General features: G+C 62.3%; 17 protein-coding genes. 13 read left to right on the top strand and 4 right to left on the bottom strand.

What is annotated here, in order from left to right:
* Window positions 1-313 precede the first annotated feature (313 nt).
* From rpsL to Q5Q88_RS00205, 5 genes are all read left to right on the top strand, one after another.
* Window positions 314-685 (top strand): 30S ribosomal protein S12, encoded by a 372-nt coding sequence (gene rpsL / locus Q5Q88_RS00225; RefSeq protein ID WP_118654266.1) that lies wholly within the window; start codon window positions 314-316, stop codon window positions 683-685.
* 47 nt (window positions 686-732) lie between these two features.
* Window positions 733-1,206, top strand: coding sequence for a 30S ribosomal protein S7 (gene rpsG / locus Q5Q88_RS00220; RefSeq protein WP_118654265.1), 474 nt, complete (start codon window positions 733-735; stop codon window positions 1,204-1,206).
* Between the two features lie 21 nt (window positions 1,207-1,227).
* On the top strand, window positions 1,228-3,333 hold the full coding sequence (gene fusA / locus Q5Q88_RS00215; protein WP_118654264.1) for an elongation factor G: 2,106 nt from the start codon (window positions 1,228-1,230) through the stop codon (window positions 3,331-3,333).
* A gap of 64 nt (window positions 3,334-3,397) precedes the next feature.
* Window positions 3,398-3,706 (top strand): 30S ribosomal protein S10, encoded by a 309-nt coding sequence (rpsJ, locus tag Q5Q88_RS00210; protein ID WP_118654263.1) that lies wholly within the window; start codon window positions 3,398-3,400, stop codon window positions 3,704-3,706.
* Between the two features lie 190 nt (window positions 3,707-3,896).
* Window positions 3,897-5,033: a cation diffusion facilitator family transporter gene (locus tag Q5Q88_RS00205; RefSeq protein ID WP_233546236.1), complete on the top strand. Its 1,137-nt coding sequence runs from the start codon at window positions 3,897-3,899 to the stop codon at window positions 5,031-5,033.
* 144 nt (window positions 5,034-5,177) lie between these two features.
* Here the strand turns inward: Q5Q88_RS00205 and Q5Q88_RS00200 are convergent, their stop codons facing one another.
* Window positions 5,178-5,420, bottom strand: coding sequence for a glutaredoxin (locus Q5Q88_RS00200; RefSeq protein WP_118654261.1), 243 nt, complete (start codon window positions 5,418-5,420; stop codon window positions 5,178-5,180).
* On the opposite strand from Q5Q88_RS00200, the gene Q5Q88_RS00195 reads away from it, so the two are divergent.
* Entirely contained in the window at window positions 5,419-6,003 is a 585-nt protein-coding gene (locus Q5Q88_RS00195) for a DNA-deoxyinosine glycosylase (RefSeq protein ID WP_368076125.1), read from the top strand. The genes Q5Q88_RS00200 and Q5Q88_RS00195 overlap by 2 nt on opposite strands.
* Window positions 6,004-6,048: 45 nt before the next feature.
* On the opposite strand, the gene Q5Q88_RS00190 is transcribed toward Q5Q88_RS00195, so the two are convergent.
* The 3 genes from Q5Q88_RS00190 to Q5Q88_RS00180 form a co-directional block, all read right to left on the bottom strand.
* Complete coding sequence (locus Q5Q88_RS00190) at window positions 6,049-6,603, bottom strand: GNAT family N-acetyltransferase (RefSeq protein ID WP_118654259.1); 555 nt, start codon at window positions 6,601-6,603, stop codon at window positions 6,049-6,051.
* A gap of 142 nt (window positions 6,604-6,745) precedes the next feature.
* Complete coding sequence (locus tag Q5Q88_RS00185) at window positions 6,746-7,285, bottom strand: pyridoxamine 5'-phosphate oxidase family protein (protein ID WP_118654258.1); 540 nt, start codon at window positions 7,283-7,285, stop codon at window positions 6,746-6,748.
* Window positions 7,286-7,728: 443 nt separating this feature from the next.
* Entirely contained in the window at window positions 7,729-11,574 is a 3,846-nt protein-coding gene (locus tag Q5Q88_RS00180) for a phosphoribosylformylglycinamidine synthase (RefSeq protein ID WP_302741036.1), read from the bottom strand.
* Between the two features lie 402 nt (window positions 11,575-11,976).
* Between Q5Q88_RS00180 and dltA the strand changes: the two genes are divergently transcribed.
* The 7 genes from dltA (at window position 11,977) to Q5Q88_RS00145 (ending at window position 21,154) form a co-directional block, all read left to right on the top strand.
* Window positions 11,977-13,533: a D-alanine--poly(phosphoribitol) ligase subunit DltA gene (gene dltA, locus Q5Q88_RS00175; protein WP_302741034.1), complete on the top strand. Its 1,557-nt coding sequence runs from the start codon at window positions 11,977-11,979 to the stop codon at window positions 13,531-13,533.
* A gap of 8 nt (window positions 13,534-13,541) precedes the next feature.
* Entirely contained in the window at window positions 13,542-14,747 is a 1,206-nt protein-coding gene (gene dltB / locus Q5Q88_RS00170) for a D-alanyl-lipoteichoic acid biosynthesis protein DltB (RefSeq protein WP_302741032.1), read from the top strand.
* Between the two features lie 62 nt (window positions 14,748-14,809).
* Window positions 14,810-15,061: a D-alanine--poly(phosphoribitol) ligase subunit DltC gene (gene dltC / locus Q5Q88_RS00165; protein ID WP_118653623.1), complete on the top strand. Its 252-nt coding sequence runs from the start codon at window positions 14,810-14,812 to the stop codon at window positions 15,059-15,061.
* A gap of 47 nt (window positions 15,062-15,108) precedes the next feature.
* The gene (locus Q5Q88_RS00160; RefSeq protein ID WP_233546140.1) at window positions 15,109-15,282 is read left to right on the top strand and encodes a hypothetical protein; all 174 of its coding nucleotides are present in this window, start codon (window positions 15,109-15,111) and stop codon (window positions 15,280-15,282) included.
* 33 nt (window positions 15,283-15,315) lie between these two features.
* The gene (locus Q5Q88_RS00155; protein WP_302741027.1) at window positions 15,316-16,581 is read left to right on the top strand and encodes a D-alanyl-lipoteichoic acid biosynthesis protein DltD; all 1,266 of its coding nucleotides are present in this window, start codon (window positions 15,316-15,318) and stop codon (window positions 16,579-16,581) included.
* Between the two features lie 80 nt (window positions 16,582-16,661).
* Window positions 16,662-17,825 carry an AI-2E family transporter gene (locus Q5Q88_RS00150; RefSeq protein WP_302741025.1) on the top strand — a complete coding sequence of 388 codons (1,164 nt, stop codon included), beginning with the start codon at window positions 16,662-16,664 and terminating at the stop codon, window positions 17,823-17,825.
* Window positions 17,822-21,154 (top strand): ABC transporter ATP-binding protein/permease, encoded by a 3,333-nt coding sequence (locus Q5Q88_RS00145; protein ID WP_302741023.1) that lies wholly within the window; start codon window positions 17,822-17,824, stop codon window positions 21,152-21,154. Before Q5Q88_RS00150 ends, Q5Q88_RS00145 begins: the two co-directional genes overlap by 4 nt.
* Window positions 21,155-21,216 lie beyond the last annotated feature (62 nt).

Genomic DNA, 21,216 nt, shown 5'->3' with positions numbered 1-21,216 from the left:
TTCAATCGTCGGGCGCCGCACGCTAGGCGTGCGCCCTCCTCTTTCAGGGCGATCTGGGGCGCCTGAGCCCCGCTCGCGGTTCACCTATTGCTAAAGCCCGTCTTCCCAAAAGGGGAGGGCGGGCTTTTCGCTGTTTGTGGAGACTCTGCGGAATATGCCCCAAATAGGGAAACGCGCGGACGCGTGGTCTGTTGACCGCCCAGATACGCGCGCGTATCATAGCGAAATGCGTGTTTTGTGGGCGGGTGCTGACGCCCCTTAATATGCCGTTGCACATGGAATGGAAGCTGGATATTTCGAGAAGGAGTACGCTTTGCCTACTATCAACCAGCTGGTTCGCCAGGGCCGTCGCTCGGTCCCCAAGAAGTCCAAGAACGCCGCTCTCAAGAGCAACGCCCAGAAGCGCGGTGTGTGCACCCGCGTGTTCACCACCTCCCCTAAGAAGCCGAACTCGGCTCTTCGCAAGGTCGCCCGTGTGCGCCTCGTGAACGGCATCGAGGTCACCGCTTACATCCCCGGCGAGGGTCACAACCTGCAGGAGCACTCCATCGTGCTCGTCCGCGGCGGTCGTGTTCGCGACCTGCCTGGTGTGCGTTACCACATCCTTCGCGGCTGCTATGACTGCGCTCCCGTCGCCAACCGTAAGCAGGGTCGTTCCAAGTACGGCGCGAAGCGCCCGAAGTAGTCGATCGACGATTGACCCAGATCCCATTCAGATAGAGGAGATTCAATATGCCGCGTCGTGCAGCTAAAACTCACCGCCGCGAGGTCCAGCCTGATGCTGTTTACAACAACCGCCTCGTGACGCAGCTCATCAACAAGGTCCTTCTTGACGGCAAGAAGGCCACCGCTGAGCGTATCGTCTACACCGCCTTCGATATGGTCGCCGAGAAGACCGGTGAGGACGCCCTCGCCGTCTTCAAGAAGGCCATGGACAACATCAAGCCCACGCTTGAGGTCAAGCCCAAGCGCGTTGGTGGCGCTACCTACCAGGTCCCCATGGAGGTCAACGCCCGTCGTTCCACTCAGCTGGGCATCCGCTGGATGGTCAACTTCTCCCGCGCCCGCAAGGAGAAGACCATGGCCGAGCGTCTGGCCGCCGAGATCATGGACGCCTCCAACGGCGTTGGTGCTTCCGTGAAGAAGCGCGAGGACGTCTTCAAGATGGCCGAGGCCAACCGCGCGTTCTCTCACTACCGCTGGTAATTCAGGGAAGGGACTTAAGACATGGCTAAGCCCAAGTACAAGCTTTCCGATACCCGTAACATCGGCATCATGGCTCACATCGATGCCGGTAAGACCACCACGACCGAGCGTATTCTTTACTACACCGGTAAGACCCACAAGATCGGTGAGGTCCATGAGGGCGCTGCCACCATGGACTGGATGGTTCAGGAGCAGGAGCGCGGCGTAACCATTACCTCCGCTGCTACCACGTGCTTCTGGAACAAGGACGGTAAGGACTACCGCATCCAGATCATCGACACCCCGGGCCACGTTGACTTCACCGCCGAGGTCGAGCGCTGCCTGCGCGTCCTCGATGGCGCCGTCGCCGTGTTCGACGCCGTTGCCGGCGTTCAGCCCCAGTCTGAGACCGTTTGGCGTCAGGCTTCTACCTTCAACGTCCCCCGCATCGCCTTCATCAACAAGTATGACCGCGTGGGGGCTGACTTCTTCAACGCTATCGAGACCATGAAGGATCGCCTCGACGCTAACGCCGTGGCTGCTCAGGTCCCGATGGGCGCCGAGGACAACTTCTGGGGCGTCATCGACCTGGTCACCATGACTGCATGGGACTTCAAGGCCGACGCGAAGGGCATGACCTACCCCGAGCCGATGGACGAGATCCCGGCTGAGTTCGCTGACATCGCTGCCACCAAGCGCGAGGAGCTCCTCGACGCTGCTGCCAACTTTGACGACGAGCTCATGGAGAAGATCCTCATGGAGGAGGACTTCACCGTCGAGGAGCTCAAGGCTGCTCTGCGCAAGGGCGTTCTGGCCAACGAGCTCAACCTCGTCTTCGTGGGCTCCGCCTACAAGAACAAGGGCGTCCAGGAGCTGCTCGACGCTGTCGTCGACTACCTGCCCAGCCCGATCGACGTCGAGGCCGTCACCGGTACCGATCCGGACACCGGCGAGGAGATTGAGCGCCATCCTTCCTTCGACGAGCCCTTCTCCGGCTTGGTCTTCAAGATCATGACCGACCCGTTCGTCGGTAAGCTCACCTATGTTCGCGTTTACTCCGGCCGCGCCGAGTCCGGCTCCTACGTGGTCAACGCTTCCAACGGTCAGCGCGAGCGTCTCGGCCGTATCCTCGAGATGAACGCCGCCGAGCGTATCGATCGTGACGACGCCTGTGCCGGCGACATCGTCGCTTGCGTCGGCTTCAAGAACTCCACTACCGGTGACACCCTGTGCACCGAGGGCAAGGAGATCGTCCTCGAGAAGATCGAGTTCGCTAAGCCCGTTATCGACGTTGCCATCGAGCCCAAGACCAAGGCCGAGCAGGACAAGATGTCCCTGGCTCTGACCAAGCTCGCCGAGGAGGACCCGACCTTCACGGTGTCCACCAACCACGAGACCGGCCAGACCATCATCGCCGGCATGGGCGAGCTGCACCTCGAGATCATCGTCGACCGTCTGCTCCGCGAGTTCAAGGTTGACGCTAACGTTGGTAAGCCCCAGGTTGCCTACCGCGAGACCGCTGGTCACGACGTCGAGAAGGCTGAGGGCAAGTTCGTCCGTCAGTCCGGCGGTCGCGGTCAGTACGGCCACGCCGTCATCAAGCTCGAGAAGATGGAGGAGGGCTTCGGCTACGAGTTCGTCAACGCTATCGTCGGCGGCGTCGTGCCCAAGGAGTACATCCCGTCCATCGATAAGGGCATCCAGGAGGCCCTGAACACCGGTGTTATCGCCGGCTTCCCGGTCCTCGATGTTAAGGTCACCCTGTTCGACGGTTCTTACCACGAGGTCGACTCCTCCGAGGCCGCCTTCAAGATCGCCGGTTCCATGGCTATCAAGGACGCCCTCAAGAAGTCCGATCCGCAGCTGCTCGAGCCGATCATGGCTGTCGAGGTCGAGACCCCCGAGCAGTATATGGGCGACGTTATGGGCAACCTCTCCGGTCGCCGCGGCAAGATCGAGGGTATGGAGGATCGCAGGAACAGCAAGCTTATCCGTGCCAAGGTGCCGCTGGGCGAGATGTTCGGTTACGCTACCGACCTTCGCTCCCAGACCCAGGGCCGTGCTACCTACACCATGCAGTTCGACTCCTACGAGCCGGCTCCCAAGTCCATCGTGGACGAGGTCATGGCGAAGAACGGTACCAACTAAGGTCCCTCGCCCGTACGTGTAACACCGCGAGGGTGCCCTCGCTCATCCATTGTTGGAGGTTAAGTTGTCCAGCCAGAAGATCAGGATCCGCCTGAAGGGCTATGATCACGAGGTCGTCGATCAGTCCGCCAAGCTCATCGTTGAGACCGCTCAGAAGACCGGTGCTCGCGTTTCCGGCCCCATCCCTCTGCCGACCGAGCGCAACCTGTACACGGTCATCCGTTCGCCCCACGTGAACAAGGACTCCCGTGAGCAGTTCGAGATGCGCACTCACAAGCGTCTCATTGACATCCTCGATCCCACGCCCGGTACCGTCGACTCGCTCATGCGCCTCGACCTGCCTGCCGGTGTCGACATCGAGATCAAGCTCTAAGTCGATTGCTTGATAGCGCAATCTTCAAGGCCGTCACCTAGGGGTGACGGCCTTTTTGTGTCTCTAGAGTTGATTGTCGTTGCTTACGTAGCGTGCCGCCCGTCCTGTTCGGTGCTACCATTGTCAAATTGCAATTGCGCTATGGGGCTGTACGGTAAAGAGATTCGGGGTACGTATGGTTGATTGGATTATGCGACGCGCAGAAGGTGACCGCGGCAAGGTCGGCGAGCTTGCCGGTTTTGTCTGCATTGCGCTCAATGTCGTGCTTTGCCTTGGCAAGGGGCTGGTGGGCGTTCTCTCTGGCTCTGTGTCCATCGTTGCCGATGCACTCAACAATCTGAGTGACGCGAGCTCGAATATCGTGAGCGTCCTGGGTTTCAAGCTCGCCAGTAAGCCCGCCGACCCGGAGCATCCGTATGGTCATGGTCGCTTCGAGTATCTCTCGGGGCTTGTCGTCGCTGTTCTCGTGCTTATGATCGGCGTCGAGCTCGTCAAATCCTCGATTGATAAGATCATCAATCCCTCTGACGTCGAATTCTCGCTTGCGTTGGTGGGTGTCCTTGTGGGATCTATGGGGCTCAAACAATGGATGGCTCATCTGAATCACGTGCTCGGGGAGAAAATCAAATCCGAAACACTGCTTGCAACCGCCCAGGATTCCAAAAATGACGTCCTTGCCACGGGGGCGGTGCTCATTTGTGCAATATTCGCCCGTATCACGGGGATTAATTTGGACGCCTGGGCGGGCCTCGCAGTGGGCGCCTATATCGGTTGGAGCGGCATCGAGCTCATCCGCGACACGGTCAATCCGCTACTTGGACAAGCACCCGACCCTGAGCTTGTTCAGCATATCCGATCAAAAATCATGAGCTACCCTGGGGTCCTCGGCACGCATGACCTCATGGTGCACGACTACGGCCCGGGCAGGCAATTCGCCAGCGCGCACGTTGAGATGGCAGCTGAGACCGATCCGCTCGAGAGCCACGACACACTTGATAATATCGAGCAGGCGTTCAAGGACGAGGACGGGCTCATTGTCACCCTTCATTACGACCCCATCGTCACGAATGATCCCCATGTCGCCGATATGCGTAACAAGATTAATGCTTTAGCGCAGAGCATCAGCCCTCACGCGAGCATTCATGATCTTCGGTGTGTACCGGGGCCTACGCATACCAATGTTATTTTCGATTCGCTGCATCCTGCTGATTGTGAGCTGAGTCCCCAGGAGTTCAAATCTCGCTTGTCGGCCCTTGTTGTCGAAGAGTACCCCGATGCCGTGCCCAAAATCACGGTCGATGAGGATTACGTATCGGCAGAGCAGTAGGGTTCGCGTTCTCTGCCTTTGGCCTGTTGCAGAGGGAGGAGGGCTCACCGCGGTTATGGCGATGAGCCCGTCTGGATGAGACACGTTCCCCTGTATGCCTTTGTTCGGCGACAGTGCACGTATGTTTTGCGGTGGGGGATGAGCTTAGAAGTTGGCATCGAGCCAAGCGATGATATCGCTTGATTCGTAGAGCGGCTTGCCGTCGATGAACAGGCACGGAACCTGCTGCTTGCCACCCACCGAAACGAGTGTACGCGCCGCCTCGGAGTCGATGCTGATATTGCGCAGGGGAATTTCGATGCCGCGGCTCCTCATGAAGTCCGTGACGCGGATACAAAACGGGCACGTGGGGCGATAATACAGGACAAGGTCGTGGTTGGCTGACATGATGATCCCTTCTAAAGATGATGGTATTCTAGTCGCTTATACCCACTCGCGCGGAGGCTCTCGTGGAGATAGGAGGAAGATCATGCCTGAGTATCAACGCATATCGCACGGGTTTGAACCGGTATACGACGAGCGCTCACGCATTTTAGTGCTCGGCTCCTTTCCCTCGGTACTTTCGCGCGCGAACGACTTCTATTACGGAAATCCCCAGAACCGATTTTGGCGCGTTTTAGCGTCTTGCCTGCGAGCGAAAGTCCCCCAATCGATCCCTGAGAAGTGCGCGCTCTTGCTTGCGCATGGTATTGCGCTGTGGGACGTGGTGGCGCAATGCGACATTAAGGGTTCGAGCGATGCGAGCATCGCAAACGTGGAGCCTGTAGACATCGAGCGTGTGCTTGAGGTGGCGCCCATTCGGCATGTCGTGTGCAATGGCGGAACGGCGGGGCGTCTATACGCCAAGCACCTGCAGGATCGGGTTGGATTGCCCGCGGTCGTGCTGCCCTCAACGAGTCCCGCAAACGCCGCATGGACATTCGATCGGCTTCAAAAACGCTGGAAGGAAGCCTTGGATTCGATGAATTAGGCCTTTTGGCGGCGTGGGGACGACCGTGCAAAACCGATTGCCGTGTCATAACCCTGATGAGCCGTTCGCCTCGCCGTCCGGCCTGAGTTCGCGCTGCATGATGAGGACCTCGCGCGAGCCTTCGGGGTACAGCGCGCTAACCTCGGCTGTCCGCAGGGGCTTGAGACCGCACTTCTCCATCACACGATGCGATTGGGCGTTATCGAGGAAGTGGTCGGCGTACATCGCTCGAGCTCCCAGGTCGCGTTGCGCATGCTCGATGAGCGCGGAGAACGCCTCCGGGGCGTATCCCTTACCCCAATGCGGCGCGCCGATCCAGTAGCCTGCGGAGTACTCATCGGGTCCCTCTAGATAATCGCAATCATCGATCGTTTTAAGTCCTATTGCACCTATGAGCGTGCCGTCGCATCTGAGGGTGACGGCATATTGCTCGGGTCCCCGCAAGACATTGCGGAGGATGTCGAGACTCTGCTCTTCGCTTTCATGTGGAGGCCAGCCTGCGGCGGTACCTATACGTGGATCTCGGGCGAGCGCGTAGAGCTCGGTTGCGTCGCTGTCGAGCCAGGGGCGCAGGACAAGGCGGGCGGTGATGAGTTCCATAGTGGTCCTTTCGGGGTCAATGGAATGGACGGTGATACGGATGCGAAGCGGTGGGGCAGTTGACGTGCGCCATGCCGACGGCGTGTGCGGCGCATGGAGCGTGTGCCCTCCCGTACGATTTGTGGGAAGGGGGGTAGGTGGTCTATCCGTCCAGATTGCCGGTGACGGTTCCCTTGCCGTTGGGGATGCGGCGTCCCGCCTTACCGGAGATATGATTGAGGTCGATTGCCCAAATTGCGGTCGCGGGGAGCTCCCAGTCGATCGCTGCGCCAATCTTGTCCTTGTGCTCGGGGCAGTATTTAAGGCAGATTTGTGTCAAGGCGCGTCGCATAAGCGCGGCATCCTCAACGGGACGAACGGTGCCCGTGGCAATCACACTTGCGAAGCGCGTAGTGAAGAGGCCGGGAGCACCGTCCTCCTCGACGTAAACTGGGTCCATATCCACGGCGACGGTGACGCACACGCGCGGGTCGCGCTTCCAGTCCTCGGTCTTCTGGCCTCCCGCGATGCCCGTGTGGATCAACAGGGCGTCACCGTCCAGGACGTAGGAAAGCGGCGTGGCGTAGGGGTGTCCGTCAGCATCGATCGTGGCGACGACGCAGTGCTCGCCGATGCGGAGGATTTTGCGGGCCTCCTCTTCGCTGATGGCTCGTTCCGGGAGTTGCTTCATGGGCTGGTGCATGGATCGACCTTTCTTGTGTGGGTTTGAACAGAGAATACGATATTTTGAGTCGTGGTGGCGCGTGGCTTGAAGCCCGCTAACTCGGGTGTTTGAAAGGGGGGCGCCAGCGCGCCATGGCCCAAACGTGGATCGGTGCAGACTGACTACGGAGGCACATAGTGCCAACGGGGAATTAGGAAGTTGAGGTTTTTCGTACTCGATTTGGGATTTCGAAAGTAGAGCGGCGGGTAATTTAGCAAAAGGTCAGGATTATTTTGCTGAATGGCGTCCTCTACTTTGACTTTTGGGAAACGAATACGAAAAACCTCAATTACGAGCGATTGCGCGAGCGGGCGCAAATGAGGAGGCGGGCGCAAATGGAAGAGCGCCGTCGGCAGAACAGCCGGCGGCGCTCGAAGGCGTTATATGCGGACCCCACGAGGAGGACCATTTGGGGGATCTGCCTACCCGAAGTAGGCCACGCCGCTCTCGAACAGGGGCATGAACTTCTCACCGGGGACGTTCTTGTACAGGCCGTTGCCGCGGCGCTCCACATGGCCCATCTTGCCGAACACGCGGCCGTCGGGGGAGGTGATGCCCTCGATGCAGGCGACGGAGCCGTTGGGGTTCACGTCGAGGTCCATGGACGGCATGCCGGCCACGTCGACGTACTGCGTGGCGATCTGGCCGCCGGCGCGGAGCTGCCCGAGCACCTCGTCGTTCGCGACGAAGCGGCCCTCGCCGTGGGAGATGGCCACGGTGTAGAGCTCGTCCGCGTTGCACTGGGATAGCCAGGGCGAGAGATCGCTGCAGATGCGGGTGCGAACCAGGCGGCTCTGGTGGCGGCCGATCTGGTTGAAGGTCAGCGTCGGCGCGTCCGCGGTGGCGTCCACGATGTCGCCGTAGGGCACCAGGCCGAGCTTGACGAGCGCCTGGAAGCCATTGCAGATGCCGAGCATCAGGCCGTCACGGGCCTGCAGGAGGTCGCGAACGGCCTCGGTGACCTCGGGCGCGCGGAAGAACGCGGTGATGAACTTGGCGGAGCCGTCGGGCTCGTCGCCACCGGAGAAGCCGCCGGGGATCATCACGATCTGGGACTCGCGAATGCGCCGTGCGAGCTCGCGCGTGGACTCGGCGACGTTCTCGGGCGTGAGGTTGTTGATTACGAAGACGTCGGCCTCGGCACCGGCGGCGGTAAAGGCACGGGCGGAGTCGAACTCACAGTTGTTGCCGGGGAAGACCGGGATGATCACGCGGGGCTTGGCGATCTTGAGGCCGCCGTAGGTCGCGCGGATGCGGCCCTCCTCCTCGCAGCGGTAGCGCTCCTCGGGGATCAGCTCCTCGGGCGCGTCGACGTCGTCGGCGGTGCTGCGGTAGGGGAACACGCCCTCGAGCGCGCTCGCCCAGGCCTCCTGCAGCTCGTTCAGATCGAGCGTCTCGCCGTAGGCGGTGAGCTCGTAGGGCTCGCAGGTCACGCCGAGCTCGACCACGCACACGCCGTCGACCTTGGGCAGCGCGGCGCCCTCGTCGAGCTCGACGATGAAGCAGCCGTAGGAGTGGTCGAACAGGTCGCGGGCGTCGGCCTCGTAGTAGGCCTCGGAAACCTCGAAGCCGATGCGGTTGCCCAGGCAGGCCTTGAACAGGACCTCTGCCAGGCCGCCGAAGCCGGCGGTGGAGACGGAGAGCGCCTTGCCCTCGCGCACGAGGCTCTCGACGGCACCGAAGGCGGCGAGCAGCGAGGTGGACTCGGGCAGCAGGTCATCGACCTGATAGGAAGGCTGGATCAGGGCGACGCGATGGCCGGCGCCCTTGAACTCGGGCGAGACGACGTTGGCGAGCTTGTCGACGGCCACGGCGAAGGACACGAGCGTGGGCGGGACGTCGAGGTCCTCGAAGGAGCCGGACATGGAGTCCTTGCCGCCGATGGCGCCGGCGCCGAGCTCGACTTGGGCCATGAGCGCGCCCAGTACGGCGGCCATGGGCTTGCCCCAGCGCTCGGGCACATCGCGCAGGCGCTCGAAGTACTCCTGGAAGGACAGGTAGACCTTCTCATGGTCGAAGCCGGTGGCCACGAGGCGGGAGATGCTCTCGACGACGGAGAGATAGGCGCCGCGGTACTGGTCGGCGTCCATGATGTAGGGGTTGAAGCCCCAGGCCATGCCAGAGACCGTGGTGGTCTCGCCGTCGACCGGGAACTTGGCGACCATGGCCTGGCTCGGGGTGAGCTGCCGGGTGCCGCCGAAGGGCATGAGGACGGTCGCGGCGCCGATGGTGGAGTCGAAGCGCTCGGACAGGCCCTTGTTGGAGCACACGTTGAGGTCGCTCACGAGCTCGGTCATGGCGTCGTGGAAAGACTCGCAGGTCTCGGCGCCCGGCACCATGGGGACGGTGCTCTCGTAGATGCCCTCGAGGGTGCCGAACTCCTCGAGCGCGGCCTCGGCGAGTTCGCTCTCGGGGTCGATGGGGGCGATGCCCTGGGCCACGACGTGGACGTCCTGGTACTTGGGCGCGCCGTTGGAGTTGAGGAAGTCGCGGGAGAGGTCGACGATGGCGTCGCCCTGCCAGGCCATGCGGACGCGTGCCTCATGCGTGACCTCGGCGATCACGGTTGCCTCGAGGTTCTCCTCGGCGGCGTAGCCCATGAACTCCTCGACGTCCTCCTCTGCTACCGCCACGGCCATGCGCTCCTGGGACTCGGAGATCGCGAGTTCGGTGCCGTCCAGGCCGTCGTACTTCTTGGTGACCATGTCGAGGTCGATGTAGAGGCCGTCGGCGAGCTCGCCCACGGCGACGGACACGCCGCCCGCGCCGAAGTCGTTGCAGCGCTTGATGAGGCGGCAGGCGTCGCCGCGGCGGAAGAGGCGCTGCAGCTTGCGCTCCATGGGGGCGTTGCCCTTCTGGACCTCGGCGCCGTCCTTCTCGATGGACTCGACGTTGTGTGCCTTGGAGGAGCCGGTGGCGCCGCCGATGCCGTCACGGCCGGTGCGGCCGCCGAGCAGGATGATCTTGTCGCCGGGGGCGGGGCACTCTCGGCGGACGTGGCTTGCCGGGGTGGCGCCCACCACGGCGCCCACCTCCATGCGCTTGGCCATGTAGCCGGGGTGGTACAGCTCGGAGACCTGGCCCGTGGCCAGTCCGATCTGGTTGCCGTAGGAGGAGTAGCCGGCCGCCGCGGTGGTCACGATCTTGCGCTGGGGCAGCTTACCGGCGATGGTCTCGCTCACGGGGACGGTCGGGTCGGCCGCACCGGTGACGCGCATGGCCTGGTAGACGTAAGAGCGGCCGGAGAGCGGGTCGCGGATCGCGCCGCCCACGCAGGTGGCGGCGCCGCCGAAGGGCTCGATCTCGGTGGGGTGGTTGTGGGTCTCGTTCTTGAAGAGGAACAGCCAGTCCTGGTCCTCGCCGTCGACGTCGACGGTCACCTTGACGGTGCAGGCGTTGATCTCCTCGGACTCGTCGAGGTTGGTGAGGATGCCCTGCGCTTTAAGCCACTTGGCGCCGATGGTGCCCATGTCCATGAGGCAGACGGGCTTCTCGTCGCGGCCAAGCTCATGGCGCATCTCCATGTAGCGGTCGAACGCGGCCTCGACGGCGGCGTCGTCGATCTCGATGTTCTGGAGGTTGGTGCCAAAGGTGGTATGGCGGCAGTGGTCACTCCAGTACGTATCGATGACGCGGATCTCGGTGATGGTGGGGTCGCGGTCCTCGTCCTTGAAGTACTGCTGGCAGAAGGCGATGTCCGCCTCGTCCATGGCCAGACCGCGCTCGGCGATGAAGGAGGCGAGGGCGGCCTCGTCCATCTCTCGGAAGCCGTCGATGATCTCGACCGGCTCGGGGTCGGGGATCTCCTGGGTGAGGGTCTCGGGCAATTCGAGCTCGGCGATGCGCGACTCGACCGGGTTCACCACATAGCCCTTGACGGCATTAAGATCCTCGGCAGAGAGTTCGCCGAAAAGCACATACACCTTGGCGCAGCGCACGGTGGGGCGCTCGCCCTGGGAGATGAGCTGGACGCACTCGGCGGCGGAGGCGGCGCGCTGGTCGAACTGGCCGGGCAGCGCCTCGACGGCGAAGAGGTGAGCAGCATCGACGGGCAGCTCCTTGTACACGGCGTCGACTTGCGGCTCGGAGAATACGGTGGGCACGCAGCGTGCGAACAACTCCTCGTCGATACCCTCGACGTCATAACGGTTAATGACGCGCAAGGCCGTGAGCGCCTCGATGCCCAAGGTGTCGCGGAGCTCGGTGAGCAGCTGCTTCGCCTCGACGTCAAACCCGGGTTTCTTCTCTACGTACACGCGAGAGACCATTGAGTCCTGCCCTTCTGTGGACGGGTTGGGCCGCTGGCGGCGGTCGGTTCGGGCGCGTCCGAAAGGTGCGTCCGTACCGCCTTGAACCAGACGGATTGCTAACCCTTCAATAATACGCCACGCCCCCCATTTGGCGCTGCGGACCATCAGGCAATTTGCCCATGGGGCCAAAACGACACAACGGCCTCTCCCGCCCGCCCCCGTCTGCGACTTCAGCCATTCATAACCAGTCTTACGGCAATGTCACCCGGTCGTAAGCCTTTCTTAACCATTGCGCGGGCACAATGGGCGATGCCGCATAAGGGAAACCCAAACCACTCTTGCCAAAAGGGCGACGGGGGGGGGTAGGCTCTAGCGGTCTGTCGAAAACGCGAACGAACGCGGACGGGGAAGTGATATGGCATGAAGTATTTGGAGATGATCGAGGCGGTTGCCCGTGAGCGGCACCATGCTCCGGCGGTGCGCGTGTCGACGGGCGCTGAGTTCGATTACGGCGAGGTGTGGACGGCGTCCGACGCGCTCGCGGCATATATATCGGCTCATGTCGAACGGGGCGTCCCGGTCATGGTGTACGGGAATAAGGGCCCCTTCATGGTGGTGGGATTCCTCGCCTGCATGAAGGCCGGGTGTCCGTATGTCCCCGTCGACTGCACCTCGGTTCCCGCCAAACGCGTCGCGTCCATCGCAAGGCAAATCACGCGCGAAGGGTCGTGTCCGCTGGTTTTGGCTACCGAGGATATTCCGCGTGTCGAGGAGATGCCGCCGCTCACGGTGTTGTCCCAAGACGAGCTCTGTCACATCGCCGCGACGGGTGGCGAAAGCGATCGCGGGCGTTGGATTGCAGGCGAGGACATCGCCTACATTCTGTTCACCTCGGGGTCGACGGGTGCCCCCAAGGGCGTTGAGATAACCGCAGCGTGCTTTGACAACTTCTGCGCTTGGGACGTGGAGCTCGCCCGTATGGCGGACGAAGGCCGTTCCCTGGGCGCCGTTTGGCTCGATCAGGCGCCTTTCTCCTTCGACCTGTCGGTCTTTGAGATGGCCGGTGCCCTCGCGAGCGGGGGATCCCTCTACTCCCTTGCCTCCGCAACGCAAAGCTCCGCTTCATCCCAGATGAAGGCCCTTGCGGACAGCGGCGTCCAGGTGTGGGTTTCGACCCCATCGTTTGCCGAGCTGTGTCTGGCGAACGTGGAGTTTCGCGATAAGCTTCTGCCCGATCTTCGCCTGTTCATCTTTTGCGGTGAGACGCTCCCCAACATGGTAGCCGCCCATCTTCTCGAGCGCTTTCCAGCTGCCCGCATCCTCAACACGTACGGACCGACGGAGTCGACGGTGGCAGTGACCTCGGTTGAAGTCACGGCAGACATGGCGTCTTCCGACGAGCCCCTGCCCGTAGGCGTCCCGCGTCCTGGCACGCGCTTGCGCATCGTGGATGCGGATGGATCCGATTGCGAGCCGGGCGTTTTCGGCGAGGTCGTAATCGAGGGGAACACCGTTGCCCGTGGCTACTTTGGCCGCGACGACCTCACCGCGCGGGCATTTGGGCAGGCCGAGCTCGATGGCGAGCAGGTGCGGGCATACCGCACGGGCGATGAGGGCATGCTCGACGAGGACGGCATGCTTCACTTCCGCGGTCGCCTGGATCTTCAGGTGAAGCTCAACGGCTTCCGCATTGAACTGGGGGAAATAGAGGAGCAGCTGCGCCGGCTCCCCGAAGTCGCCGCTGCCGCGGTGACGGCCACATATCGCGACGGGAAGGTATCGCACCTGGTGGCGCACGTGGTACCCGCGCGCCCGCTTGAGCAGACGCCGTTTAGGGAGGGGCTCGCGCTGAAGGAGCGTCTAAAGGCGACGCTTCCGCACTACATGATTCCCAAGAAGGTTGCATTTCGAGATTCACTGCCCATGACGGGCAATGGCAAGCTCGATCGCCGGAGCCTGCAGAGCGCGGGCTGCTAGGAGGACGCATGGGTTTTTATACCTCGCCGTCGTTCTTCATGGCATCTGCCTTCCTGGTGGTGCCCGCGGTCGTTCTGGGGCTTGCGGGCAGGTCCATCAGGGTGTATGGCATGGCGGCGTCGTGTCTGATGATGGCACTGCTGTTTACCGGGAATCCACAGGGTCTGGCAGCGCTTGGCGTCTTTCTCACTATCGCTTCGCTGGGTGCCTATGCGGTGCATCGCAGCTGGTGTACCGAAGGCGGTGCCAAAAGCCTTGCGGTCTATCGCGCGGCCCTGCTATCCACCATCGTCCCGCTGGTGATCTATAAGGTTGGGGCGGTGTTTGACCGGGACCTGCTGGGGTTCATCGGCATCTCCTATATCACCTTTAAGGCGGTGCAGGTTCTCATCGAGATGCGCGACGGCCTCATCGAGCGCATGGATCCGCTCGACTATCTGTATTTCCTGACCTTCTTCGCCACGTTCACCTCGGGACCGATCGATCGATCCGGGCGCTTCGTCGAGGACATCCACGCCCCTAGACCGCGCTCCGATTACGCCGACCTGCTCACGCGCGGCGTCATGATGATGTTCGCGGGCGCCGCAATGCAACTCGTCCTCGCGACGATTGCGCGGGGGTTCTACGACGCGAGTTGCGCTCCCGCCGGCACGCTCACGCTCGATGCGCTCACTATGCCCGTCGCCTGCCGTGAAGTGCTTCGGGCATATGGGTACGCGGCGTACCTCTTCTTTGATTTCGCCGGGTACTCGCTTATGGCGATGGGCTTGGGACGGTGCTTTGGCATCGCCGTTCCGGCGAATTTTCGCGCCCCGTACATCGCCGTCGATATCAAGGATTTTTGGAACCGCTGGCACATAACGCTGTCGACGTGGCTGCGCGACTTCGTGTTCATGCGGTTCGTTCGCATGGCGACCAAGCGCAAGCTCTTTTCGAGCAGGCTGCAGACGGCGTGCGCCGCCTACATGGTCGACATGGCGCTTATGGGGGCTTGGCACGGATTGACGGTGGACTACCTTGCGTACGGTATCTATCACGGTGTCCTGCTCGCGGTGACGGAGGTCTACCAAAAGCGCAGCTCATTCCACAAGCGCCATCGCAAGGAGGGTTGGTACAAGGTGGCGTCGTGGTTTGTCACCTTGCAGCTCGTGGTCTTGGGGTTCGCCCTGTTCTCAGGGCAGGTCTCGGGCCTGATTGCGGCGGCGTTAGGCTGACGATGAGCTCGTCGGCATATAGACAAGGCGCCTGCGTGGCGCATGAGAGAAAGGAATTTCCCATGGCAATGGACAAGAACGAGATCGAATCCCGGGTACTCGAGATGCTCGAAGAGATCTGCGATGACGAGGCGGTGCGCGAGGAACGCGATGTCGACCTGTTCGAGGCGGGTCTGCTCGACTCGCTCGCGGCCATCGAGGTGCTCGTTGGCATTGAGGAGAACTTCGGGGTCGAAATCGCGCCCACGGCGGTTGAGCGCAAGGAGATGAACACGGTGAATAAGATCATCGAGCAGATCGCGGTGCGCTTGTGAGCGCCTCCGGAGGGCGTTTTGGGCGAACCGGGAGTGCGGTGTCACCCGTGGCGTCCGTGTCGCATGTGGTGGAGCGCGTGCGAGCATGGTGGTATGGGGGCTCGGTTTCTGCGGCGATCGCCTGGACGTGCGCGCTTGTGGCACTCGCCGCCCTGCTTGTGTGGTTTTTCATCTGCTCTCCGTACGGCGCGCCGGCTTCTCCGGTTTACGCCGAGTTTTAGCATGCGACCGATAGCGAGAGGAGGGAGCATGATATGAAGCGTCTCATTGCGGTATGCGCCGCGCTTGCGCTGATTTCGAGTGCCGGTGTTGCCTTTGTGTGCGCGGGTGGCGTGCGCGCCCTGCCGCCTTCGGACTTGAGGACGGCGTATCCCAGTTACGCGGAGGTTGCGAGCTGGGATTTCATGGCGGGCGAGTACGATGCGCTCCGAAGGGGTGGAGACGACCCGCGGCTTATTCTCGGCTCTTCCGAGCTCAATTCGGCCCCTGCGGGCCCCGCTCATCCGGGCCGTCTGTTCGCCGATGGGCGATATGGCGTCACCTCGGTTGTGGCGGGGCGGGCTGGCGTCAATGACCTGTGGCAGGCGATTGAGGTTGGCGCGTTCGCTCCCCATATGCCAAAGGGGAGCCGTCGCGTCGTCATCTTTGCGAGCATGCAGTGGTTCATGTGCTATCGGGATCCGGCGAGTACCTTTCCCGGCGTGTTTTCGCAAGGCGCCTACGATGCGTTCATGGCGAACCCCTCCATTTCGCGCGAGGCGAAGGCGCATGTTGCCGAGCGCGTGCGCGCGTACGGCGTGCAGGACGCCGACGTCGACGCTTCCACTCCCGCGGGGTTCGTGCACGCTGCAGATCGCACCGCAAGTTCGCTTGCCGCCGACCTGCGTCTGGCGTGGTCGCTGCGAGCGGGCAACGCGGATGGTCAGCAGGGTATGAGGGGAGCCACAAGGGGGGATGTCTTTGTTGCTGCCGAGCCTGCCGCCAGCGGACAGGACCGCGGCGGATCTTCTTCCGTGTCCCGTCGCGATTCGGAACGCCAGGTGAGACCAAAGGTCTCTGTGCCCGATTGGGATGCGCTGATTGAGGACGGTAGGCAGCGCGCGACCAAGGCCGCGGCAAATAATGAGTACGGGTTCTACGACAGCTGGTACGAGAAGAAGTTCGAGACTTGGCTCGACGGGGCCCGACGTAGCTGGCGTGCGGATGACGGCGTGTACTTCAGTCAGCAGGAATACGAGGATTTCGAGCTCATGCTCGACGTTTGCCGGCAAGTGGGCGTAGAGCCGCTCATCGTCATCCAGCCCGTCAAGGGCAAGGCGTACGACCAGACCATCTACACGCGGGAAGTGCGCGAAGCGTACTACACGACGATCCGCGCGATATGCAATCGCACGGACGTGGAGATCGCCGATTTTTCGGGATACGAGTACGACCCGCTGTTCCTGCGCGACTATTCGCATCCGTCTGCTTACGGAAGCGCCCTATACTCCCAGGCTATCTATGACTTTTGGACGCGCTAACCACGGCGATTTGGGTATAAACAGTTGATATGCACGAGGCGTCCGTCAGGACGGACGCGAGACCAGACCGAAAGGGCCTCATGTTCGATCAGCAGACCCGCCGCATCGCTTTGCTCATTGCCTTTGGCGTGTGCCTGCACGTCGCCGTTTCCCATCTCGACGTGGTACTGGGTGCCCTGTCCGCGATCGTCGACATCTTGTTCCCCGTTCTACTTGGCCTGGGTTTCGCCTTCGTTCTGAACGTGCCCGTTTCGGGCATGGAGCGCTTGCTTGCTCGTCTTACCTCCCGGCTGCCTGAGAAGCACCGGCCTCGCCCGGGCGCCGTCACCATGGCGAGCATCGTCATCGTGCTCATCCTCATCGCAGGCGTCGCCGTACTTGCGGTGACCATGCTCGTCCCTCAACTCGTCGCCTCTGCCAAGACGATCGCGCCGTTGCTTGCCGAGCGCCTTCCCGAGATCGAGCGGGCGCTCGCCGAGAGCGGCTTCGACGTCGACAGGCTCGCCAAGGTGTTCCAACACTCCAGCTCCTCCGCGGCTGATGGTTCCGCGTCGGGGCTCGAAGGATTACTGAGTTTCGGCCTCGGGTCGGTCGCGACCTCGGTGTTCGCGGCGGCGCGCTCGACGGTCTCGGTTATCTCCAGCACCGTGTTCGCCTTCGTGATCGCCGTGTACGTCTTGGCGAGCAAACGCACGCTCGGCCGTCAGGTGAATCGCGTCATGGACGCCCATCTCGATGCGGGTCACGCCGCGCGGATCCGCCATGTCGCGCATCTCGCCTCCGACACGTATTCCAAGTTCCTTTCCGGCCAATGTGTCGAGGCATGCATTCTGGGAACGCTGATATTCCTCGCGTTCTCCGTGGTTCGCTTGCCCTATGCCGGGCTCATCGGCTTCTTGACGGCCCTGTTCGCCTTCGTGCCATACGTGGGCGCGTTCGCCTCGTGCGCGATCGGCGCGTTCCTCACGCTGCTCGCCTCGCCCGAGCACGCGCTGCTCTGCGTCGTCGTCTACCTGGCGGTTCAGTTCGTCGAGAACCAATTCATCTACCCGCACGTGGTGGGCTCCTCCGTGGGGCTTTCCGCCCTGTGGACGCTCATTGCCGCGCTCGTGGGCGGCAACCTGTTTGGCATCGTGGGCATTGTGTTCTTCATTCCCATTGTGGCGGTGCTCTACGAATTGTTCAGGGAGTGGACGAACGCGCGTCTTGCGGAGCGCGGCGCGGCGGGGGAGGCCGATGCATGATTGAGATTCGCGATATCGCCAAGACGTATACCACGGGCGATCTGGTTCAGCGTGCGCTCGACGGCGTTTCGGTGACCTTTCGTGACAACGAGTTCGTGGCGGTGCTCGGGCCATCCGGCTCAGGCAAGACCACCTTTCTGAACATCTTGGGCGGATTTGACCACGCCGACTCCGGTGACATCGTGGTCAACGGCATCTCCACGCGTGACTACGGTGACGCCGAGTGGGACACCTATCGTAACCACCGCGTGGGCTTCATCTTCCAGAGTTATAACCTCATCCCGCACCAGACGGTGCTCGCCAACGTCGAGCTTGCTCTCACCCTGGCGGGCATCGCGCCGGCCGAGCGCACGCGCCGGGCGACGGCAGCGCTCGAGCGCGTGGGTCTGGGCGGCCATATCAACAAGAAGCCTGCCCAGCTCTCGGGCGGTCAGATGCAGCGCGTCGCGATTGCCCGCGCGCTGGTGAACGACCCTGAGATCGTGCTGGCCGACGAACCCACGGGTGCCCTCGACACTGAGACGGGCATCCAGGTCATGGACCTGCTTGCCGAGGTCGCGCGCGAGCGGCTCGTGATTATGGTTACGCACAATCCGCAGCTCGCTGAAGACTACGCCACGCGCGTCGTGCGCATCCAAGACGGTCATATCGTGGACGACACGCGTCCGGTGGGCGAGAAGGAGCTTGCCGAGGGACTGGCGGAAGGGGCGGGCCGCGAGACGTCCACTGACCCCAAGAAGCGCTCGTCCATGAGCCTGCTCACGGCGCTGTCGCTCTCCTTCAACAACCTGATGACCAAGAAGGGCCGCACCATCATGACGGCCTTCGCGGGTTCGATCGGCATCATCGGCATCGCGGCGATCCTGGCGCTCTCCAACGGTGTGAACGGCTATATCGCCAAAGTCGAGCAAGACACGTTGTCGAGCTATCCGCTCACCATTGCCCGCCAGAGCTACGACCTCACGAGCATGATGACGGGCGACGCGGGCACTTCTTCGGGCGAAGATACCGCCGGCGCGGCGGGGGAGGGCACGGCCGGTGACGACACGGCTTCCGCCTCGCACGATGACGCCCAACCCGAGCCTGGTGATAAGATTCCCGTGTTCACCATGCTCTCCGACATGTTCGCCAGCGTGAAGTCGAACGACATGGCGAGCTTCAAGGCCTTCCTCGATAAGGACGCCGATGAGCTCGAAGGAGAGGTGTCCGCCATCCAATACGATTACGGCATCACGCCGCTCGTGTACCGCGCGGACGAGGGTACCGATCCGGTCCAGGTCTCGCCCAACGCCTTGTCCACGGCTATGACCGGCGGGGCGAGCTCTGCCGCCATGGCGGGCACGATGATGACGGGCACCACCGCCTTCAACGAGATGATTGACAATCCCGAGTTGCTCGACGAGCAGTACAACGTGGTGGCCGGTCGTTGGGCGCGCGAGGCCGATGAATGCGTGCTCGTGCTCTCTGCCCGCGGCAAGATTTCCGACTACACGCTTTACAGCCTCGGCGTGCTCGACCCCTCCGAGCTCGATCGCATGGTGGACGGCGCCATGAGCGGCTCGGGCGAGATCGATGTGCCCGAGGTCGACGTGGACTTCACCTACGAGGATGCCCTGGGGACGAGCTTCAAGGTGCTGACCGCCTCCGATTTCTACCGCAAGAACGCCGAGACGGGCGGTTGGACGGACATGTCCGATGACGCCTCGTTCGTAGGGCAACAGGTCGCGAACGGCCTCGACCTCAAGGTCGTGGGTGTGGTGCAGCCGAGCCCTACGGCCAAGTCCGCGGCGCTCTCGCAGGGCATCGCCTACACGCATGAGCTCACCGACGAGCTCATGGAGCGCGCTGCGAATTCCGAGATCGTCAAACAGCAGCTTGCGCACCCCGAGGTCGACGTGTTCACCGGCAAGCCCTTCGCCACCCTGCAGGAGGAGGCGAAGCAGGGCGTGGACCTGGCGAGTTTGTTCATCGTGGACGAGGCGGGCCTCAAGTCGGCGTTCAAGATCGACGAGAAGGCGTTGGGCGCCGGGCTCGACCTGTCTGGATTCGACTTTGCAGGGCTGAACTTGGGCGGCGTCGATATCGACCTTTCCGGGGCGCTCGGCTCGCTCGATCTCGACGCGATCTTGGCCAACCCGCCGCAGCCCGATCTATCCGAGATTTGGGGTGACTTGAGTGACGGCGACCTGCTCACACGCGAGCAGCTTGAGGCGTCAATGCAAGCGGCGTATGCGTACTCGAGTGGTTTCGTGGCGTGGCTCGCCAACAGCGGCGAGGACCTCAAACCCGATGACCCTGACTTCGCCGTCAAGCTGCTCGAGGCGTTTGCCTCGTACAACAACACGGATGAGGCCCAAGCGCAGCTCGCGATCATCGCGAAAAACGCGGGTGAGCCGGTGGCGGAGCGCCTGCAGGAGGCGATGCGGTCCTATGTCGAAAACCAGCTTGCCCCGTATATGACCGAGGCGTTCTCCCAGGTGCTTGATCGGACAGGGGAGAAAATCGGCTCTGCGATCGCCTCCCAGCTCCAGACGAGGCTCGGCCAGGCGATGGCATCGGCGGCCCCGCAGCTCGCGCAGCGCCTTGCGGCAAGCATGCAGAGCGCGTTCTCAGTCGACGGCACCGCGTTCGCGAATGCGATCCATCTCAACATGGATGCCGAGGACCTCTCGTCGCTCATGACCAGCTACGCGAACGCCGGCAAGCTCACGTATAGCAACAATCTCTCCACGCTGGGATACGCCGATCCGTCCGACCCGCAGTCGGTGAGTATCTACCCCGTCGACTTTGAGGCCAAGGAGGTTGTGCTTTCCGCGATTGATCGCTACAACGAGGATATGCGCGCGGCGGGCGACGACGACAAGGTGATCGTCTACACCGACTACATGGGTGTGCTCATGGGCAGCGTCACGAGCATCGTCAACATGATCTCGCTTGTGCTCATCGCCTTCGTGAGCATTTCGCTCGTGGTGAGCTCCATCATGATCGGCATCATCACGTATATCAGCGTGCTGGAGCGCAAGAAGGAAATCGGCATTCTGCGCGCGATGGGCGCGTCCAAGCGCAACATCGCCAATGTCTTCAACGCCGAAACCTTTATCGAAGGTCTCATTGCCGGTGTGCTGGCGATTGCCGTAGTGGTTTTGGTGTCGTTCCCCGTGAACGCGTGGGCGCTTGCCGAACACCAGATCGAAAACGTCATGCAGTTGCCGGTGGCGTCCGCGCTCGGGCTCATCCTCATTAACGTGTTGCTCACCGTGGTTGCGGGCCTCATCCCGAGCCGCAACGCCGCCCGCCGCGACCCGGTGGAGGCGCTGAGAAGTGAGTAAAACCTCAATTTGGGGACAGGCACTTTTTGAGGTCGAGAAAGCGCGGGGGACTGAGTTAACTA

It is taken from the genome of uncultured Collinsella sp. (assembly GCF_959026545.1).
Lineage (GTDB): Bacteria > Actinomycetota > Coriobacteriia > Coriobacteriales > Coriobacteriaceae > Collinsella.
The sequence above is the reverse complement of the archived record's forward strand: the minus strand, read 5'-3'. Positions and strand labels throughout refer to the sequence as shown.

Coding starts and splice junctions, on each gene's coding strand:
- rpsG (WP_118654265.1), top strand. CDS start 733: ATGCCGCGTCGTGCAGCTAAAACTCACCGCCGCGAGGTCCAGCCTGAT.
- fusA (WP_118654264.1), top strand. CDS start 1,228: ATGGCTAAGCCCAAGTACAAGCTTTCCGATACCCGTAACATCGGCATC.
- Q5Q88_RS00205 (WP_233546236.1), top strand. CDS start 3,897: ATGCGACGCGCAGAAGGTGACCGCGGCAAGGTCGGCGAGCTTGCCGGT.
- Q5Q88_RS00195 (WP_368076125.1), top strand. CDS start 5,419: ATGATGATCCCTTCTAAAGATGATGGTATTCTAGTCGCTTATACCCAC.
- Q5Q88_RS00200 (WP_118654261.1), bottom strand. CDS start 5,420: ATGTCAGCCAACCACGACCTTGTCCTGTATTATCGCCCCACGTGCCCG.
- Q5Q88_RS00190 (WP_118654259.1), bottom strand. CDS start 6,603: ATGGAACTCATCACCGCCCGCCTTGTCCTGCGCCCCTGGCTCGACAGC.
- Q5Q88_RS00185 (WP_118654258.1), bottom strand. CDS start 7,285: ATGCACCAGCCCATGAAGCAACTCCCGGAACGAGCCATCAGCGAAGAG.
- Q5Q88_RS00180 (WP_302741036.1), bottom strand. CDS start 11,574: ATGGTCTCTCGCGTGTACGTAGAGAAGAAACCCGGGTTTGACGTCGAG.
- dltA (WP_302741034.1), top strand. CDS start 11,977: ATGAAGTATTTGGAGATGATCGAGGCGGTTGCCCGTGAGCGGCACCAT.
- dltB (WP_302741032.1), top strand. CDS start 13,542: ATGGGTTTTTATACCTCGCCGTCGTTCTTCATGGCATCTGCCTTCCTG.
- dltC (WP_118653623.1), top strand. CDS start 14,810: ATGGCAATGGACAAGAACGAGATCGAATCCCGGGTACTCGAGATGCTC.
- Q5Q88_RS00155 (WP_302741027.1), top strand. CDS start 15,316: ATGAAGCGTCTCATTGCGGTATGCGCCGCGCTTGCGCTGATTTCGAGT.
- Q5Q88_RS00150 (WP_302741025.1), top strand. CDS start 16,662: ATGTTCGATCAGCAGACCCGCCGCATCGCTTTGCTCATTGCCTTTGGC.
- Q5Q88_RS00145 (WP_302741023.1), top strand. CDS start 17,822: ATGATTGAGATTCGCGATATCGCCAAGACGTATACCACGGGCGATCTG.